This window comes from Ensifer sp. Root278, assembly GCF_001429285.1.
In the GTDB taxonomy this organism is placed as follows: Bacteria; Pseudomonadota; Alphaproteobacteria; order Rhizobiales; family Rhizobiaceae; genus Ensifer.
Window position 1 is genome coordinate 402,898 of sequence record NZ_LMJJ01000001.1, and the last position, 18,171, is coordinate 421,068.

The 18,171-nt window shown below is 63.4% G+C and carries 15 protein-coding genes, 1 tRNA gene and 1 pseudogene; 4 read left to right on the forward strand and 13 right to left on the reverse strand.

Going from position 1 to position 18,171, the window contains the following annotated elements; genetic code table 11:
* Nucleotides 1-130: 130 nt before the first annotated feature.
* Genes yidC through rpmH form a run of 3 tightly spaced genes read right to left on the reverse strand, consistent with a single transcriptional unit; the run spans nucleotide 131 to nucleotide 2,477 of the window.
* The gene (yidC, locus tag ASE60_RS02005; RefSeq protein ID WP_057248056.1) at nucleotides 131-1,924 is read right to left on the reverse strand and encodes a membrane protein insertase YidC; all 1,794 of its coding nucleotides are present in this window, start codon (nucleotides 1,922-1,924) and stop codon (nucleotides 131-133) included.
* Nucleotides 1,924-2,322, reverse strand: a complete 399-nt coding sequence (rnpA, locus tag ASE60_RS02010) for a ribonuclease P protein component (protein WP_057248057.1) — start codon at nucleotides 2,320-2,322, stop codon at nucleotides 1,924-1,926. Before rnpA ends, yidC begins: the two co-directional genes overlap by 1 nt.
* Nucleotides 2,323-2,342: 20 nt before the next feature.
* The gene (gene rpmH / locus ASE60_RS33335; protein ID WP_077962533.1) at nucleotides 2,343-2,477 is read right to left on the reverse strand and encodes a 50S ribosomal protein L34; all 135 of its coding nucleotides are present in this window, start codon (nucleotides 2,475-2,477) and stop codon (nucleotides 2,343-2,345) included.
* 394 nt (nucleotides 2,478-2,871) lie between these two features.
* Between rpmH and ASE60_RS02015 the strand changes: the two genes are divergently transcribed.
* From ASE60_RS02015 to ASE60_RS02025, 3 genes are all read left to right on the forward strand, one after another.
* Entirely contained in the window at nucleotides 2,872-4,872 is a 2,001-nt protein-coding gene (locus ASE60_RS02015; RefSeq protein ID WP_057248058.1) for a methyl-accepting chemotaxis protein, read from the forward strand.
* A gap of 549 nt (nucleotides 4,873-5,421) precedes the next feature.
* Nucleotides 5,422-6,903 carry a HAMP domain-containing sensor histidine kinase gene (locus tag ASE60_RS02020; RefSeq protein WP_057248059.1) on the forward strand — a complete coding sequence of 494 codons (1,482 nt, stop codon included), beginning with the start codon at nucleotides 5,422-5,424 and terminating at the stop codon, nucleotides 6,901-6,903.
* A gap of 251 nt (nucleotides 6,904-7,154) precedes the next feature.
* A tRNA-Arg gene (locus tag ASE60_RS02025) sits at nucleotides 7,155-7,231 on the forward strand.
* Nucleotides 7,232-7,251: 20 nt separating this feature from the next.
* Here ASE60_RS02025 and ASE60_RS02030 read toward each other — a convergent pair.
* From ASE60_RS02030 to ASE60_RS02060, 8 genes are all read right to left on the reverse strand, one after another.
* Nucleotides 7,252-7,707 (reverse strand): hypothetical protein, encoded by a 456-nt coding sequence (locus tag ASE60_RS02030; protein ID WP_057248060.1) that lies wholly within the window; start codon nucleotides 7,705-7,707, stop codon nucleotides 7,252-7,254.
* The gene (locus tag ASE60_RS34995; RefSeq protein ID WP_158539360.1) at nucleotides 7,664-7,852 is read right to left on the reverse strand and encodes a hypothetical protein; all 189 of its coding nucleotides are present in this window, start codon (nucleotides 7,850-7,852) and stop codon (nucleotides 7,664-7,666) included. The genes ASE60_RS02030 and ASE60_RS34995 overlap by 44 nt, the downstream gene beginning before the upstream one ends.
* A gap of 467 nt (nucleotides 7,853-8,319) precedes the next feature.
* Nucleotides 8,320-8,751 (reverse strand): DUF1810 domain-containing protein, encoded by a 432-nt coding sequence (locus tag ASE60_RS02035; protein WP_057248061.1) that lies wholly within the window; start codon nucleotides 8,749-8,751, stop codon nucleotides 8,320-8,322.
* A gap of 40 nt (nucleotides 8,752-8,791) precedes the next feature.
* Nucleotides 8,792-9,778 (reverse strand): aldo/keto reductase, encoded by a 987-nt coding sequence (locus tag ASE60_RS02040; protein ID WP_057248062.1) that lies wholly within the window; start codon nucleotides 9,776-9,778, stop codon nucleotides 8,792-8,794.
* Between the two features lie 185 nt (nucleotides 9,779-9,963).
* Nucleotides 9,964-10,548: a YigZ family protein gene (locus tag ASE60_RS02045; RefSeq protein WP_057248063.1), complete on the reverse strand. Its 585-nt coding sequence runs from the start codon at nucleotides 10,546-10,548 to the stop codon at nucleotides 9,964-9,966.
* A gap of 343 nt (nucleotides 10,549-10,891) precedes the next feature.
* Nucleotides 10,892-14,599 (reverse strand): trifunctional transcriptional regulator/proline dehydrogenase/L-glutamate gamma-semialdehyde dehydrogenase, encoded by a 3,708-nt coding sequence (gene putA / locus ASE60_RS02050; protein WP_057248064.1) that lies wholly within the window; start codon nucleotides 14,597-14,599, stop codon nucleotides 10,892-10,894.
* Between the two features lie 186 nt (nucleotides 14,600-14,785).
* Nucleotides 14,786-15,097, reverse strand: coding sequence for a YkgJ family cysteine cluster protein (locus ASE60_RS02055; RefSeq protein WP_057248253.1), 312 nt, complete (start codon nucleotides 15,095-15,097; stop codon nucleotides 14,786-14,788).
* 40 nt (nucleotides 15,098-15,137) lie between these two features.
* Entirely contained in the window at nucleotides 15,138-15,944 is an 807-nt protein-coding gene (locus ASE60_RS02060; RefSeq protein WP_057248065.1) for a phosphodiesterase, read from the reverse strand.
* Nucleotides 15,945-16,142: 198 nt separating this feature from the next.
* Here ASE60_RS02060 and ASE60_RS02065 point away from each other — a divergent pair, with 198 nt between their 5' ends.
* Nucleotides 16,143-17,177 (forward strand): proline racemase family protein, encoded by a 1,035-nt coding sequence (locus ASE60_RS02065; RefSeq protein WP_034797259.1) that lies wholly within the window; start codon nucleotides 16,143-16,145, stop codon nucleotides 17,175-17,177.
* 133 nt (nucleotides 17,178-17,310) lie between these two features.
* Here the strand turns inward: ASE60_RS02065 and ASE60_RS36140 are convergent, their stop codons facing one another.
* Nucleotides 17,311-17,649, reverse strand: coding sequence for a tetratricopeptide repeat protein (locus tag ASE60_RS36140; protein WP_309140260.1), 339 nt, complete (start codon nucleotides 17,647-17,649; stop codon nucleotides 17,311-17,313).
* Nucleotides 17,626-18,171 (reverse strand): annotated as a pseudogene (locus tag ASE60_RS36145) (SEL1-like repeat protein); the annotation flags it as partial. The pseudogene ASE60_RS36145 and the gene ASE60_RS36140, both read right to left, overlap by 24 nt.

The window sequence follows — 18,171 nt, forward strand, 5'->3', positions numbered from 1 at the left end:
GAGATTTCGATATCGCCTGATGCCCGCGCCGCGCGCCCGCGTCAACGCCATTGCGTGTCGCGCGAGGGCGCAGAAACGAAAAAGCCCCGGACCGTGGTCCGGGGCTTTGGGATTGTCGTGCCGGCCGGCGTCATTCCGCCGGTTTGGGTTTCTTCGAAAACAGGCCCTTCAGGTTGTCGAAGAGCTCGATCTTCACGCCCTGGCGCTTCATGATGATCGACTGCTGGAGCACCGAAAGGGTGTTGTTCCAGGCCCAGTAGATCACGAGACCGGCCGGGAAGGATGCCAGCATGAAGGTGAAGACCACGGGCATCCAGGTGAACAGCATTGCCTGGGTCGGATCCGGCGGCGTCGGGTTCATGCGCATCTGCACGAACATGGTAACGCCCATGATGATCGGCCAGACGCCGAGATGCAGGAAGGTCGGACCGTCGAACGGCAGCAGGCCGAAGAGGTTGACGATCGTCGTCGGATCGGGCGCCGAGAGGTCGTGGATCCAGCCGAAGAACGGCGCATGGCGCATCTCGATGGTGATGTAGATCACCTTGTAGAGTGCGAAGAACACCGGGATCTGGATGAGGATCGGCCAGCAGCCCGCCAGCGGATTGATCTTCTCGTCCTTGTAGAGCTGCATCATCGCCTGCTGCAGGCCCATGCGGTCGTCGCCGAACTTCTTCTTCAGTTCCTCCATCTTCGGCTGAACCTTCTTCATGTTCGCCATCGATGCGTACTGCTTGTTGGCGAGCGGGAAGAAGAGGCCCTTGACCACGATCGTGGTGATCAGGATCGCGATGCCGAAGTTGCCGAACAGACGGAAGAAGAAATCCATCATTTTGAACATCGGCTTGGTGATGAAGTAGAACCAGCCCCAGTCGATCAGCTTGTCGAAGTTGGGGATCGAGTAGGCCACTTCGTAATTGTCGACGACAGGAACTTCCTTGGCGCCGGCGAAGACGAGGTTCTTGACCTCGGACGTCTGGCCGGGGGCCACGGTCACGGCGTCGCTCTTGTAGTCGCTCTGGTAGCGGGCGCGGCCATCGGTGAAGTGCGTGAAGCGGGTGTCGTAAGGGGTCGCCTGCGGCGGGACGATCGCTGCTGCCCAGTACTTGTCGGTGATGCCGAGCCAGCCGCCGGTCGCCTTGCCGGGTTCGACGGACTTTTCGTCTTCGATCTTGCCGTATTTCAGTTCCTGCAGGCCGTGTTCGCCGAGGACGCCGATGAAGCCTTCATGCAGCACGTAGACGCTCGGCGTCGTCGGCTTGTTGAAGCGGGTCACGCGGCCATAGGACGAAAGCGCCAGCGGCTCGGCCGTGCCGTTCTTGATGCTGTCGACCACCTGGAACATGTAGTGGTCGTCGACCGAGACCGTGCGGGTAAAGGTGACGCCCTTTTCGTTGGTGAAGCTCAGCGTTACCGGGGTCGCCGCAGTCAGCTTGTCGCCGCCTGCAAGCGTCCACACGGTCTGCGGGCCGGGCACGCCGCCGGTCGCATCGCTGCCGACATAGCCGAGTTCGGCGAAGTAGCCGTCGGTGGTCTCTGCCGGACTGAAGAGGGTGATGACGGGGCTCTTCGGATCGACCGTCTCGCGGTATTCCTTGAGCTTGAGGTCGTCGAAGCGCGCGCCGGTCAGGTTGATGGAGCCGGAAAGGGCTGGCGTGTCGATCGCAACGCGGGCCGTTTTGGCAATTGCCTGGTCGCGGTTCTCGCCGGCGCCCGGAATTGCACCGCTGCCCGGCAGAGCTTGGCCCGAAGGCTGCTGCGTCGGGGTCGCTGGCTGCGACTGCGACTGCGCCTGTTGCGCCTGCAGGGCTTCCGCAGCGATGCGTTCCTTTTCCATCTTCGGATTGACGTAAAGGAACTGCCAGGCAATGAGGATCAGCACGGACAGGCCAATCGCCACGAAATAGTTGCGGTTTTTTTCCATCATGGTTTCCTGGAACCGGCCGGCGGCCGCTTCTGTTTCGGCTTGTTTTCGATGCGCTCGCCAAGCCCCCGGGTCAAGGCGTCGAAGGGGGCGTTCAGGAGATCGCGTCGGGCGACAATCACATAGTCGTGTCCGGGTTTCATTGCAAACCCGGCGGAAAGCCGCACCGCCTCTTTCAGGCGTCGGCGCATCCGGTTTCGCTCGACGGCATTGCCGTGTTTCTTGGTAACGGTGAAGCCGACGCGGGCTTCGCCCTCCGGATCGTTGCGGTCGAGCACTTCGAGGAGAAACAAGGGGCCTCTACGGCTTTCTCCTGCCCGAACGGCCAAAAACTGCGGACGGCTTTTCAGCCGCCCGACAGTCGTTTTGTCTTTATCTGACGTCATGTGCCCGGACACTGGTTTCGGGCAGTTTCGGCTTAAGCCGAAAGACGCTTGCGGCCACGAGCCCGGCGGGCTGCGAGGACCTTCTGGCCACCCTTGGTAGCCATACGCGAACGGAAGCCGTGACGACGCTTGCGGACAAGCTTGGACGGTTGGTAGGTACGCTTCATTTATTTAATACCGCGGTGTGCGGCCCTTCTTGGGTTTGCGTGTAGCAAGGAGCGTTTACGTTACCGGACGCGGCTCCGCCTTGCGGGCAGGAGGGCTTGACCGGACGTGCGCGGCTTATAAGGGGAAATTTCCCGGAAAGTCAATTGCGGCCGGCGATTCAGTGGCCGCGGGATCGTAAAAGTAACCGGCACACTGGATTGAGGCGTGTCACAGGCGCGCGAAAGGCGGGCATCTAGCCGAGATTGGTAAACAGAACTCTAACCGGCGCTCCCCAGAATGCCTGCCGGCTGCGACGAGTTTTATTAACTACGGCTATTTTAGGGTCGCCTCGGTGCAATGGGGTGGCGGCGTGTCCGATAAGCGGACAGGTCTCGCGACCTTGTGGAGGTCGGGATGAAAATACGCGGTAAAATCTATCTGATCGTCGGGATCATGAGCCTGCTGGCGGTTGCGGTGACCGGGATGTCGCTGGTCGCTGTCAGCAGATACAACGAGAAATTCCACCAGTACGAGAATGTCGCGACGCGCGCCTTCAACGCGGAACGCCTGAACCGTCTGGTGACCGCGGTCGTCATGGAATCGCGCGGTATTTACGCCGCCCCGACCATCGAGAAGGCCAAGCCCTTCGCCGAAGGCATCCGCAAGAACCTCGACAAGATCGACGCGCTGCTCACCGAGTGGCGCCCGCTGATCCCGGCTGAAACGAAAGCGTCCTTCGATACGTTGGTCGCCCGCGCCGCGGAGTTCAAGACTTTCCGCGTCGAGACGGCGCGGCTTGGCGAGGAGGTCTCGCCGCAGGCCGCCAACGAGCAGGGCAACACCGATGCCAATCGCGCGAACCGCAAGGCTTTCCAGCAGCAGATCGACGGCGTTGTCGACATAAACCTGAAGACGCTTGAAGTCGTTACGGCTGACGTTGCCACCTTCGAGCGCGGTGTAATCATCACCATTTTCGCCATCGCCGGCCTCGGCATGCTCGCCGGCCTCGGCGCGGCCTTCTATATCGCAACGAACCATTTGAGCCGCCCGATCCTCGAGCTGACCGGCAAGATGAAGCAACTGGCTGGCGGCGATCTGACCGTCGACGTGCCCTTCGCTGGCCGCAAGGACGAAATCGGCGAAATGGCTGAAGCCGTTCAGGTCTTCAAGCAGAACGGCCTTGCCGTTCGCGACCTCAATGCACAGGAAGCGGTGCTGCGTGAAAAGAGCGCCGACCTCCAGTCGAGCATCGGCGTCGTCGTGGCGGCCGCTGCCGCCGGCGATTTCACCAAGCGCATCGGCAAGGACTACGAGAACGACGACCTCAACCGGTTCGCCACAAGTGTCAACGAACTGGTCGGCAGCGTCGATGCGGGCATCGCCGAGACCCGCCGGGTCGTCGCGAGCCTGGCGGGCGGCGACCTGACCCAGAGCATGAACGGCCATTTCCAGGGCGCCTTCGCCGAACTGCAGAAGAACGTCAATGAAACGCTGTCGACGCTGCAGAAGACGCTGCGTGAAGTCCGCGTGACGACCGACACGATCAACGGCAACTCGTCCGAACTGCGTGCCGCAGCCGACGACCTCTCGAAGCGCACCGAGCAGCAAGCCGCGGCCCTCGAGGAAACCTCGGCCGCCCTGGACGAGATCACCGTTGCGGTGAAGAGCTCGACCGAGCGGGCGCAGGAAGCGACCGTCATGGTCAACGAGGCCAAGCACAGCGCCGCGCAGTCGGCCGCTGTCGTGCGCAACGCCGTCGACGCGATGGGCCGCATCGAGCAGGCGTCGAGCGAGATCGGCCAGATCACCAACGTGATCGACGAAATCGCCTTCCAGACCAACCTTCTGGCGCTGAACGCCGGCGTCGAGGCGGCACGTGCCGGTGATGCGGGCAAGGGCTTTGCGGTCGTCGCACAGGAAGTCCGCGAGCTTGCCCAGCGTGCGGCAAGTGCCGCCAAGGACATCAAGTCGTTGATCTCGAAGTCCGGCAGCGAAGTGGCGACCGGCGTCCGGCTGGTTCAGGAAACCGGTTCGGCTCTTGGTGAGATCGAAGACCGCGTCCTGAAGATCAACGATCATATCCACTCGATCGCAACGGCGGCGCGCGAGCAGTCGACGGGCCTCAGTGAAGTCAGCACCGCGGTCAACCAGATGGACCAAGTGACCCAGCAGAACGCGGCGATGGTGGAGGAGGCGAATGCCGCCACCCACAAGCTCTCCGCCGAGGCCAACAACCTCGCCAACCTGATCGCCTACTTCAAGGTGGACAATACCGTGGCAAGGCCCGTGGTCGTCGCGCGTGAAACCGCCCGCCCGGTCGAATCGCCGGCGCGCCGCATGATGGGCAACGTCGCTCGCGCCTTTGGCGGTAGCTCCGCTGTGGCTGTTGCAAAGGACGATTGGCAAGAGTTCTGATCGGCGACTTGCCTCGCGACTGCTTGTTTCCGCAAGTGGTAGGTGAATAGGGGCGAAAGCAGGCAGCATTTGAAAGCGCTACAGCAACCTTTGCGCGTCTGAGAGGACGCGCGGCGCTGCAGGTGATCGGAGCCCGCGGTACCGTCATGGTGCCGCGGGTTCGCTGTTTTGGCAGCCTCGAATGCCAGCCGCCGGTCTGGCGTCATTGCCCCCGCGACGCACCGGCCCAGAGGATTGCAGCACTGTTCCCTGGGTGACTTACACCGATCCGGATTCTGTGCAGGTAGGCCAGACCGAGGCGGCAGCGCGCCGAAGATTTCTCTTCGGCGATGCGAGGGGAGGGAGATAAGCGGGATGTGGTCCTTTGCAATTGCCAACGGCGCGACACTGAATGATGTCCGCGCCTATGTCGCACCCCGCCCGGCCGCTCCGAGATTGGAAAACAGACGGCCATCTCCTATTATGGACCCTTGGCGCGAAACCGCTTGGCTCGGGCACGTGTGCGGGCTCTCGGGCGTTTTGGTTGACGGGCAGGGAAGTTTGTAAGGCATGGCGGAAGAGACGCGTCCGGCAACGGCAAGTGAGCCACTGAAGACGAGTGCGGGGTTCTTCCGGGGCCTTTCCGGCAAGCTGCTCCTGCTGACCATCGTCTTCGTCATGCTGGCGGAGGTGCTGATCTTCGCGCCGTCTGTCGCCACCATGCGCATTCGTTGGCTTGAGGATCGGCTGAACACGGCTGCCGCCGCTGCCGTCGTCGTCGATGGCCTGCAGAATGTCGAGCTGCCGCGCAGCGTGCAGAAGGACACGCTGATGGCGACCGGCACCAAGGCGATCGTCATCCGCCGCAAGGATGCGTCGCGCATGATCGCGCTCACCGACATGCCCCTTGAGATCGAAGGCGAGTACGACGTCGCCAATTCCACGGCCTTCGCAGCGATCCGCGATGCCTTCGATACCCTGCTCTTCGGCGGCGATCGTGTAATCCGTGTCTACGGGCCGCTCGGCGAAAGCGACGCGACGATCGAGCTCCTGATGAAGGATGCGAGCCTGCGCAAGGCGATGCTCGTCTATTCGCGCAACGTCTTTGTCCTGTCGCTTATCATTTCGCTGATCACGGCGGCGCTGATCTTCCTTGCCATCAACCGCATGCTGATCACGCCGATCCGGCGGATGACGGCGAGCATGCAGGAATTTTCCGACGATCCGGCTGATCCGGGTCGGGTGCTCGTGCCGCCGGAGGGGCGAGATGAGCTTGCCGTCGCCGGCCAGCATCTCGCCACCATGCAGCGCGAGTTGCAGAAGACGCTGAAGCAGCAGAAGAGCCTTGCCGAGCTTGGCCTTGCCGTGTCGAAGATCAACCACGACATGCGCAATATTCTGTCTTCGGCACAACTGATCTCCGACCGCTTGGCCGACGTGGATGATCCCGTGGTCAAGCGTTTCGCCCCGACCCTGCTGCGCACCATCGACCGGGCTGTCGGCTATACGCGCGAGGTCCTCTCCTATGGCCGCACCACCGAGGCCGAGCCGCATCGCCGCTTCGTGGCGTTGAAGCCGCTTGTTTCCGATGTCGCCGAACTGCTGGCGATCGATCCCCAGGCGGGCATCGATTTCCAGATCCAGATGCAGGACGACATCGAGGTCGATGCGGACAGCGAGCAGCTCTTCCGGGTGGTGCACAATATCTGCCGCAATGCCGTCCAGGCCCTGACCAACCATGAGCCGGAGGACGGCCGTCCGCGGCTTGTCACGGTGTCGGCCATGCGCATCGGCAGCGTCGTCACCATCTCCGTCGACGATACCGGCCCCGGCATGCCGCCGAAGGCGCGGGAAAACCTGTTCGCCGCTTTCCGCGGCTCGGCCCGCTCCGGTGGCACCGGACTTGGTCTCGCGATCGCGCGCGAGCTGGTGCTTGCCCATGGCGGCACGATCGCGCTTGTCGAAAAGCCGACGCCCGGCACGCTCTTCCGCATCGAACTGCCCGACCGGCCGGTGCCGCTCGACGCATTCCGCTCGAAGTTTCGCCACTAGCGCACGGCAATTCCCGCCCCATGAGGCGGGTAGCCGCTAAGGCTGGCGCCTCCAACAAATTTTTCCGGGGCCGCTTCCGCGGCGCAACACCCTGCTTTTCAGGGCATTGCTGCACCGCAGTCGTAGCGACTGTCCACAGCAAGTCGGGGCATCGTCGTAAAAATGAAATTTTTTTGCCGAACGGCGCTTGCAATCCCCGAAAGGACCCTTTAGAGAACCGCTCACGCAAGCGGTTCGACCGCTTCAGGCAAGCACCCGTAGCTCAGCTGGATAGAGCACCAGACTACGAATCTGGGGGTCAGGAGTTCGAATCTCTTCGGGTGCGCCATTCTTCTTCAATAGCTTAGGCTAGTCCAGATCCCCGTCGTTTGTGCGGGGATTTTTGCGTTTTGGGGCCATCCTTTCAGTCAAGCGCGGCGCTGTGCGACGTTGGCGCAGCTGTCGGTCGCGCAGCCGTTCGGCCACGCTTGGTTGCGAGCCGATTGCTTTGGCGGCGGTGCGCGAACGGCCGAGCGATCCCGCTCGCTCGGATGGCGGCCCGAGTTTCTCGATATGACGCAGCGCCACCGCTACGAGGACCGCAAGGATGGTCACGGCGATCGCGCTGAGGATGGCCGCGCTGTTGAAGCCTGTCGTAAAGGCCGCCCGGGCATTCTCGATGAGGCCCGCCGGCAGTTCCGCCCGCACCGCCCGCGGGCCCCACAGACTGTCGCTGACTGCCTCGCGGGCCGCGTCCCCGAGGTCATCGGGTGTGCTGAGATCAATCGAATGGCGATAGATCGCAGTCGAGATGCTGCCGAGCACGGCGATGCCGAGCGAAATGCCGAGATTCCTGCACGGTTTCGGTCATGGCCGAGGCGGAGCCTGCCTTCTCGGGCGGTGCGGAGCCGACGACGAGGTCGGTACCGACTTCGCACATGAGACGTTGCTCGTCGACGAGCATCGTCATTTGCGGATGACCGTCCACTTCGAGGGGTAGGGGCCTTGCCCACAGTCACGACGATTTTTGATACTGCGACATATTCGCCGCACGGAGCGTGGGGTAATTGTTCAATGCTCCGAAGTGGTTACGTGACAAGGAATATATATTAGTATAATGTAATTTCTAGAGGTCGTGGAGGCGCCGAACCCGTCTCGGAGCCTTTGGGGGATAGTGACTCCGGATCACAAAAAGGCGGAAGCGCCTTCACGAACTTTTGACGCCTGTGTCTGAGAATTGGCCCAATGACTTCCTATATTCAGGAAGATATTGCGGCCACTGAAGGAAAGGAGGTGCCGGATGTATCGCTATATGATGAAAGAACTGCTGGTGATCGTAGCTGGCCTTTCGATATGTGCCTTCACGATCCTGTTCTTCCTGGTTAACTCGACGCCCAATCTCTGACGGAACCAAACGACGTTCCGCGAGCGTTAGCGTCACCGAAGGTGCGCCAGTATGTCCAGAGTGCGCCGATCCTTCTCTCCCCCGAAATAGTGCTCAAGCGCCTGTTCGAACAGGTGCCCGCCCTCGTCGGCCTCGGCAAACAAGGTCATCGATGACCGGAACTTCACGTCGTCGGGGCTGGAGAATATGTCGTGTGCCGATTTCCCTGAAACCGAATTGACCAGTTCGGTGCATTGCCGAAGCCGCAACCCCAACAGTGGATGGGCGAGATAGGCCCGCGCTTCGTCGAGCCCGGAGATCGCGTAGCGCTCTGCCATCGGCGAGTGCCCGAGGCCGGCGATCTGCGGGAAGACGAACCACATCCAATGTGTCCGTTTGCGGCCGTGGCCGAGTTCGTCCAGAACCGCGGCATAGACACGGTCCTGGGCTTCGACGAAACGTTTGAGCTCGAAGGGATCAGGCATTGCCGCGTCTCCTTCTCCACGCCTGCGGCGGTGGCGTCAGTTACCAGCGATGATGAACATGAACCTTCACCAGCCGCTCGTAAACTGCGGTGATGGCCGCCTTGGTCTGCTCGTCGATGGCTGCAAGCGCGCTGGCGGCTGCGTTGGATTTTGCCTGCGCCTCGTTGCGGGCGCCGGGGATGACCACCGAGACGGCCTGCTGCTCGAGGATCCAGCGTAGCGCGAACTGTGCCATCGGCACGCCTTCGGGCACCAGCGGACGAAGTTGCTCGACGGCTTCCAGCGCCGCTTCGAACGGCACACCGGCAAAGGTCTCGCCGACGTCGAAGGCTTCGCCGTGCCGGTTGAAGTTGCGGTGATCGTCAGCGGCAAAGGCGGTTTCCCGGGTGATCTTGCCGGAAAGCAGGCCGGAGGCGAGCGGCACGCGTACGATGACGCCGACATTCTTCTTCTGAGCTTCGGTGAAGAACAGCTCGTGCGGGCGCTGGCGGAAGATGTTGTAGATGATCTGCACGGTCGCAACGCCGGGATATTCGATCGCCTTCAGCGCTTCCTCGACCTTTTCGACTGACACGCCGTAGTGCCGGATCTTGCCCTTGGCGACGAGCCGGTCCAGCGCACCGAACAGCTCCGGACGATAGTAGACCTCGGTCGGCGGGCAGTGCAGCTGTACGAGATCGAGCGTCTCGACGCCGAGATTGGCGAGGCTGCGGTCGATGAAGGCCTCGATGTTCTCGCCCGTATAGCCTTCGGTCACGTGCGGGTTGAGCCGGCGGCCGGCCTTGGTTGCAACGAAGGGCCTGTCGCCGCCGCGCTCCTTCAACACTGCCGCGATGATCTTTTCGGACCGGCCATCGCCATAGACGTCGGCCGTATCAACGAAGGTGACGCCGGCATCAAGTGCGGCATTGAGTGCACGCTTGCCGTCTGCCTCGCTGACATCGCCCCAGGAGCCTCCGATCTGCCAGGCGCCGAAGCCGATCTCGGAAATGGTTGCGCCGGTCTTGCCAAGAACTCTCGTTTTCATGGTGCTGTCTCCTGTTTTGCGTCGTCGATCATAGGCTGTGTGGAGCGCTTCTATTATGACCGGTCTGATCGAGTAAATTAGAGCGAGATAGAGAGCGGGAAACCGCGCACACTTTTCTCGACAGGCTGGCTGAGAACGCGTTTTCGGGCGGAAGCTGATCGCTTGGGGCGTGGGCGCGCCGGGAGCTAGTCGTCGAGCGAGACTAAGGCCTTGCCGCGGCTGAGATCGACGACCATGGAAAGGATCGCCTCCGCTTCATCCTTGCGCAGGTCCACGGTCAGAACCGGGCCCTTGTCCGTGAAGCTCTCGCCGGCAATGGTCACGTCGCGGGCGAGGAGCCGCGCCTTGATCAGCGCCATGTCGGAAAAGTCGACTGCGACGGTCGCACGCACGGTTTCGATCATCTCGATCTTTTCCGCCGCCCTCAGGCAAAGCGCCGCCGTGCCGCCATAGGCGCGCACCAGGCCACCGCTGCCAAGCAGGATACCGCCGAACCAGCGGGTGACCACCACGGCGACCCGGTCGAGCTCTTGGCCGTCAATCGCGGCGAGAATAGGCTTGCCGGCCGTGCCGCTCGGCTCGCCGTCGTCGCTGAAGCGATAGGCCTGGCCGATGCGCCAGGCCCAGCAATTGTGGTTCGCCGTGGGATCGGAATGGGCGCTCAGGAAATCCTTCGCCGCCTGTTCATCGGCAATAGGCGCGGCAATGGCCAGAAACCGGCTCTTCTTGGCGTCCTGGGTTGCCGTTTCGATGCGCGTGAGGGTGAACATGGCTGCTTCCGTTTCTGAAACGCTGATAACGGATTGCGGGCAAGGGCGCCACCATGGTTTGGGGCGCGACACAGGGCTTGAGTATCGGAGCGGGTCCGAACTTTTCCGGCCCTCATTTCTGTGCTTGTCACGGAAATGCAGTCACGGCGCGTCTGCGGCGCCGTCTGCAGTGTCGCCTTGAAAGGTTCTTTCGCGCCGCCGACGCGGCGCAGCTGGATCTCTGTGACAAGCACAGAGATGAAGAGGAGAGGGCAGCGCCACGACGACCGGGTGAAGCCCCAGCCCCTTCATCGCCTCTCCCGCGTTCGGGAGAGGCATTCTTGTCTGTGAGGACGAGTGACGATCAGCCGATCGCCATCAGGCTGGCATTGCCGCCGGCGGCCGCCGTGTTGATCGAGGTCGAGACCTCCTCGAGCAGCCAGTTCAGGCAATAGGCGTCGGGGTTCCTGCCGATCTCTTCGGTCGAAGCCGCCTGGACGAGAACGAGCGGGCCCGGCAGGCCGGCAATCGCCTTGCTGACCTCGCGCACGCGTTCGCCGTCGCCTTCGACGAGTGCACCAGCGAACGGACCATCGGCCGCCCATTCCTTCGACCAGGAAAGTCGGGCGGAAACGCTCGCCGGCAGGTCCTTCAACGAGGCCTGGAGGCCGGAAGCGGCGTCGACGACCACGGTGTTGCCGGTCGCAAGCGCAGCACCCAGCTGGTGGTAGAGACCGGTTTCCGTCGCCGGAACCAGCAGGACGCGGCCGCGCGGGTGCAGCGCATAGAGGTTGCGTTCGCCGACCGGGCCCGGAAGCTCCGAAAGCAGGCCGAGGGCCGAGTTGCTGCCGGCGGTGCGGGCAGCTTCTGCCTCAGTCTTGGCGCCCTTGCCGTCGAGCCACTTGGCAAAGTCGAGCAGCGCCGGATCGGTGTGAACCGAGCTGTGCTGTGGCGGAACCGGTGCGGTGGCGACGAGACGGCCGAGATAGAGCGGGCCGCCGGCCTTCGGGCCGGTGCCGGAGAGGCCGCGTCCGCCGAAGGGCTGAACGCCGACGACAGCGCCGATGACGTTGCGGTTGACATAGAGATTGCCCGCCTTCACCCGGGCGGTCACATGCGCGATCGTCTCGTCGAGGCGCGTGTGCAGGCCGAAGGTCAGGCCGTAGCCGGTGGCGTTGATGTCGTCGATCAGCTGGTCGAGATCGTCGCGGCGGTAACGGATGACGTGCAGCACCGGACCGAAGACTTCGCGCTTGAGGTCGGAGAGCTTGTCGAGCTCGATGATCGTCGGTGGCACGAAGGTGCCCTCTTCGGTTCCGGAGGCAAGGCCGATCTGCTCGACCTTGCGGCCGAGACCGCGCATCGCGTCGATATGCTTCTCGATGATGCCCTTGGCTTCGGCGGTGATGACCGGGCCGACATCGACCGAGAGCCGGTCCGTGCGGCCGATCTTCAGCTCGTGCAGCGCACCCTTCAGCATCGAAAGCGTGCGGTCGGCGACGTCTTCCTGCAGGCAGAGAACACGCAGCGCCGAGCAGCGCTGGCCGGCGCTGTCGAAAGCCGAGGCGATGACATCGCCGACGACCTGTTCGGCAAGTGCCGAGCTGTCGACGATCATGGCGTTCTGGCCGCCGGTCTCGGCGATCAGCGGGATCGGTCGGCCGGCGGGCGAAAGCCGGTCGGCAAGCTGCGCCTGGATCAGGCGCGCGACTTCGGTCGAGCCGGTGAACATGACGCCGGCGATTTCCGGTGCAGCCACCAGGGCCGCGCCGATACGGCCGTCGCCGGGGAGCAACTGCAGGGCGTCGGCGGGGATGCCGGCCTCGTGCAGGATGCGCACGCCTTCAGCGGCAATCAGCGGCGTTTCCTCGGCCGGCTTTGCCAGCACCGGGTTGCCGGCAACGAGGGCCGCGGCAATCTGGCCGGCGAAGATCGCCAGCGGGAAGTTCCACGGGCTGATGCAGACGATGGGTCCAAGCGCCTTGTGGGCCGGGCCGAGCGTGCGGCGCGTCTGTTCGGCGTAGTAACGCAGGAAGTCGATCGCTTCGCGTACTTCGGCAATGGCGTTCGGCAGAGACTTGCCGGCTTCGCGGGCAATCAGGCCGAGCAGCGTCGGCATGCGTGCCTGCATCAGATCGGCGGCGCGCACCAGGCAAGAAGCACGTTCGGCCGGCGAGACGGCGGCCCAGCTTGCGGCGGCCTTGGCGGCAAGGGTCGCGGCCTGACGGGCATCGGCTTCCGAAGCCTCGGTGACCGAGCCGACCACGTCGCGGTGATCGCCGGGGTTGACGACGGCCCGCGTTTCGCCCGAGGCAGTGCCGGTTGCCAGCTGCGGAACGGCCTTCCAGTCGACGGTTGCACTCGCCTGCAGCGCGGCGGTCAGCGAGGTGAGGCCCGCTTCGTTTGAGAGATCGAGACCGGCCGAGTTGCGGCGCGTTTCGCCGAAGAGATTGTCGGGCAGAGCGATCTGGTCATGCGGCGCGCCGACGATGGGCATGGCGCGGACGATCTCGACCGGGTCGGCGGTCAGTTCGTCGACCGAAACCTTCGGATCGGCGATGCGGTTGACGAAGGAGGAGTTCGCACCGTTTTCGAGCAGTCGGCGAACGAGATAGGCAAGCAGCGTCTCATGCGTGCCGACCGGGGCGTAGATGCGGCAGGGACGGTCGAGATTGCCTTTGCCGACCACTTCGTCATAGAGCGGCTCGCCCATGCCGTGCAGGCACTGGAACTCGTATTTTCCGACCTTGAAGTCCTTGCCGGCCATTTCGTAGATGGTCGCAAGCGATTGGGCGTTGTGCGTCGCAAACTGCGGGAAGATCACGTCGGTCGCGGCCAGCAGCTTCTTGGCGCAGGCGATGTAGGAGACGTCGGTGTAGATCTTGCGGGTATAGACCGGGAAATCTTCGAGACCGTCGAGCTGGGCGCGCTTGATCTCGGCGTCCCAATAGGCGCCCTTGACGAGGCGAACCATGACGCGGCGTTCGGCGCGGCGGGCAAGATCGATGATGAAATCGAGCACGTAGGGGCAGCGCTTACCGTAGGCCTGGACGACGAAGCCCATGCCGGCCCAGCCGGCGAGGTCCTTGTCGAGGCAGAGTTCTTCTAGCAGGTCGAGCGAGAGTTCGAGGCGATCGGCTTCCTCGGCGTCGATGTTGAGGCCGATGTCATATTTCTTGGCGATGAGAGCGAGCGCCTTCACCTTCGGCAGCAGCTCTTCCATGACGCGCAAGGCCTGCGAACGGGCGTAGCGCGGGTGCAGCGCCGAAAGCTTGATCGAGATGCCGGGACCTTCATAGATGCCGCGGCCGGCGGACGCCTTGCCGATGGCATGGATCGCCGTCTCGTAGTCGCGGTAGTAGCGCTCCGCGTCGGCAGCCGTCGTCGCCGCTTCGCCGAGCATGTCGTAGGAATAGCGGAAGCCCTTCTGTTCGAGCGCGCGCGAACGGCGCAGCGCCTCGTCGATGGTCTCGCCGGTCACGAACTGTTCGCCCATCATGCGCATCGCCATGTCGACGCCGCGGCGGATGACCGGCTCGCCGCAACGGGCGATGAGACGGGTCAGAGCGGCCGAAAGGCTGCGGTCGTTCACGGTGGCGGTGAGCTTGCCGGTGACGACGAGACCCCAGGTGGCGGCGTTGACGAACAGCGAGCGGCCGCCGCCGATATGCGACTTCCAGTCGCCGTCGGAGATCTTGTCGCGGATCAGCGCGTCGCGCGTTGCGGTATCAGGAATGCGCAGCAGCGCTTCGGCAAGGCACATCAGCGCCACGCCTTCCTGGCTCGACAGCGAATACTCCTGCACCAGACCCTCGACGCCCGAACCCTTGTGCTTGGCGCGCAGTGCCTCGATCAGCTTGCGTGCGGTCTTGGCCGCTGCCGCGCGGGTCGCGGCGTCAAGCGTTGCGGCTTCGATCAGCGCCGGCAGCGCTTCCGTTTCCGGGCGGCGGTAGGCGGCAGTGATTGCCTGGCGCAGCGTGCTCTGCGGCCGCACCGGCGGGGCGAAATCGGCGAAGGGAGCCTGCGGCGCGCCGGTTTCGGTCGTGGTCTTTTGAAGCGGTGTCTGGCTCATCGAGCGCTATCCTCCGGGAAGCGGTTTGGAGGGCGCGGCGCGCCCCCGATCGTGGGCGGAAAATACGCTTCCTTTCGCCGTACATCCATCCGGCATTTTTTGTCTTTTGCGGAATGTTTCACCGCTACGGCCGAACATGACCGGAGACAATGCGGATTGTTCGCGATACCACCGGATGATCAGAGATCAGGCCGCCTTGCCGAAATGCTTCTCGCGGGCCATCAGGCACTCGTCGTCGCCGGGCATGCAGGTGCGGCAGACGATTGGCCTGATCGCATAGATCTTGCAACCGACGTGTTCGCCGAGCTTGCCGCCGAGTGCGGAGCAACGATCGTCCTCGCAGCGCATGCCGCCGAGATCGGCCGACACATATTCCGCCGGTATCAGGTCGAGCTCCTCGTCCGTCTCCAGCGAGAAGCGCGGCCAGTCGGCCGAATAGGCGCAGCAGGCGCCGCAGCTCTGGCAATCGAAGATGTCGTCGGAAGCGGAATGGGTCATGCGCCAAACTAGCATGAAGGTCCGCGGTCTGAAATGGCCCTCACGCGATGGTCGCGTCCCGGCGGGCAATCTCATAGTCTTCCGTATGCACCAGCACGCCATCGTCGGTCACGACGGCGATGCCGTAGGCTGCCGGTTCGTCGACGGACAGAGACGTATCGGGTGTGTCGAAGGGCATCGGCTGCTGGTGCACGGGGCTCTTGAAGATCGAGAAAGGAATGCCGCGGCTGGAGCCGCTGATCGTGCGGTGCACGTGGCCGGCAAAGATATGCCGCACGTTGCCGTGTCGTTTGACGAGCGCGTAGAACTCCGTCTCGTTGGCGAGCCGGATCATGTCCATGCCGGTAAAGCCCGTTCTGTGTGGCGGATGATGCATGAACAGCAGCGCCGGCCTGTCGCCGGCGTCGGCAAGCTGCCGGTCGAGCCAGGCAAGACGTTTGGCGCAGAGCACGCCGACATGGCTGGTGGGATAATCATAGGGCGGCGCAAAGAGCGTATCGAGCAGGATGACGCGGCAATCCGGGAAATCGATCGCCTGCTGAATGAAACCGTTCTCGTCCGCCACGGCGTCCGGGAAGGTATCGAGAAAGACCTCGCGCCGATCGTGGTTGCCGATGGTTATGGCAACCGGCGGCGCGAGCTGATCGATAAGCTGCTTCAGCCGTTCGTAGGAAACGCGATCGGCGTAGTGGGTGAGGTCGCCGGTGAAAATCACCCGGTCGGCGTCCGCATGGTAACGGTTGACGTGTTCGATGCCATTGGCCAGGCGCTGGTAGGGATCGAGCCCGATGATCGTCGTGCCTTCGGGCACCATGTGTAGGTCGGTAAAGATGATCAGCTTTGTCATGGAGATCCAGAAGGTTGCGTCGCGGGTGGCCCAAGCTGTCGCGCGGCGTATGACGCGTCAAGCGGCAACTTTGGGGCGACTCTCTCGGAGCTCGGCGGTTCTTCTTGCGGCGGGCCTAGGAAAGCGCTAATGCAAACGCATCTGATATATCAGCTATGATCGCCGCTAGGGCGACGGCAAGCGAATTGGAGAAACGGCATGCGGTGGAAGCGCACAATCCAGTTGCTGGACGTTCATTGCGAGGGTGAGATCGGCAAGGTCGCGATCGGCGGCGTGCCGAAGATCCCGGGAAACTCGATCGCCGAGCAGCTCAACCACATCAACACGGTCGATGACAGCCTGCGCCGGTTCCTGTGCCTGGAGCCGCGCTCCGGTTCGATCGGCTCGGTCAACCTGCTGGTGCCGCCGAAGCGGCCGGAGGCAGACGCCGGCTTCATCATCCTCCAGGCCGACCAGGCGCATGCCATGTCCGGCTCGAACTCGATCTGCGTCACGACGGCGCTGCTCGAATCCGGCATCATCGAAATGAAAGAGCCCGAAACGGTGGTCATGCTCGACACGGCCTCCGGCCTCGTCAAGGCCACCGCCACCTGTCGCGACGGCCGTTGCGAGAAGGTGAAGCTGACGATGGTCCCGTCCTTCGTGCATGAGCTCGACGTCGAGGTCGACACGCCGAAGTGGGGCAAGATCAAGCTCGACCTCTGCTACGGCGGCATCTTCTACGCGCTGGTCGATGTCGGCCAGATCGGCACCACGATCGACAAGGCGAACGCCCGCGAGATCGTCGAAGCGGGCATGATCCTGAAGGATATCGTCAACCGCACCATCCCCGTCGTCCATCCGGAGATCCCGGAAATCAAGGGCGTCGCCTACGTCATGTTCCGCGATGTCGAGGCGGACGGCACGATCCGCACCTGCACGACCATGTGGCCGGGCCGCGTCGACCGCTCGCCTTGCGGCACCGGCAGCTCGGCCAATCTCGCGACGCTGCACGCCCGCGGCAAGGTCAAGGTCGGCGACGTCCTGAAGTCGCGCTCGATCATCGGCTCCGAGTTCGAAGTGGGCCTCGAAGGCGTGACGACCGTCGCCGGCCGCGAGGCGATCATCCCGACGATTGCTGGCCGCGGCTGGACCTTCGGCCTGCACCAGGTGGCGCTCGATCCCTTCGATCCGCTGGCCGACGGCTTTGCGCTGACCGATACCTGGGGACCGCAGGCGGGCGAAATTCGCTAACCCGACCTGCTTTGAAACATGCAGTTCCGAATGAATCGTCGCTTCACACCGTTTCTGGAATTGCCCAAACGAAAACGCGGGCCGAAGATCCCTATGATCTCCGGCCCGCGCGGCCCTTGGGAGGCGTGTTGGATTATTTGATGCGGCTGGTCTTGCCGAGCATGGCCGTCTGCAGGGCGTCGTTGCCGGTAAGTTCCGCGAGCTTGCGTTCGGCGAAGGCGTCACCTTCGTTGGCGGCCTTGCGGAAGATCGCACGGGCGGCCGGGATACCCTTGGCGGTGCCTTCACCGTTCTCGAGCATCAGGCCGAGATTGACCATGGCATCGACATTGCCGCGGTCTGCGGCCAGGCGATAAAGCTTGGCAGCCTTGGCGTTGTCTTCCGGCACCAGCTTGCCTTCGTCCAGGATCACCGCGAGGTTGAAGGCGGCGACGTCGTCGCCGGCGAGCGATGCCCGTTCGAACCATTCGATCGCCAGCTTGCCGTTGACCGGCGTGCCCATGCCGTCGCGGTAGGAGACGCCGAGATTGTAGGCCGCGAGAACGTTGCCGGCAGCAGCGGCCTTCTGGTTCAGCGCGAATTCGGTTGCCGTGTCGCCCTGTTCACCGACGAGAACGGCATAGTTGGTCATCGCCAGCGCGTGGCCATGTTCGGCGGCTTCACCGAGAATGCGCAGCGACTGGGTCTTCTGCCCGGCCTTGTCGAGCACGCGAGCGAGCTGAAATTCGGTGCGGGCGCCGCTCTTCTGGTTGTAGGCCTCGCGGCAGGCCGAAAGCGCCACGCCGATCCTGATGTCTTCGGCGGAAACGGCCGGGAAAGTCTGGTTGCGCTGCAGGTCGAAGATGCTGCCCGCTTCGCGGTCGCAGACTTCGGCGGCGGAGAGATCGGCAGCGCGTGCCGACGGGAGGGCGATCGCGGCCACTGCCAGCAGACTGACGATCGCCAGGAAGAGGGCATTGATGATGCGGGTTCCGGATGTGCTGCGCTTTTCCAT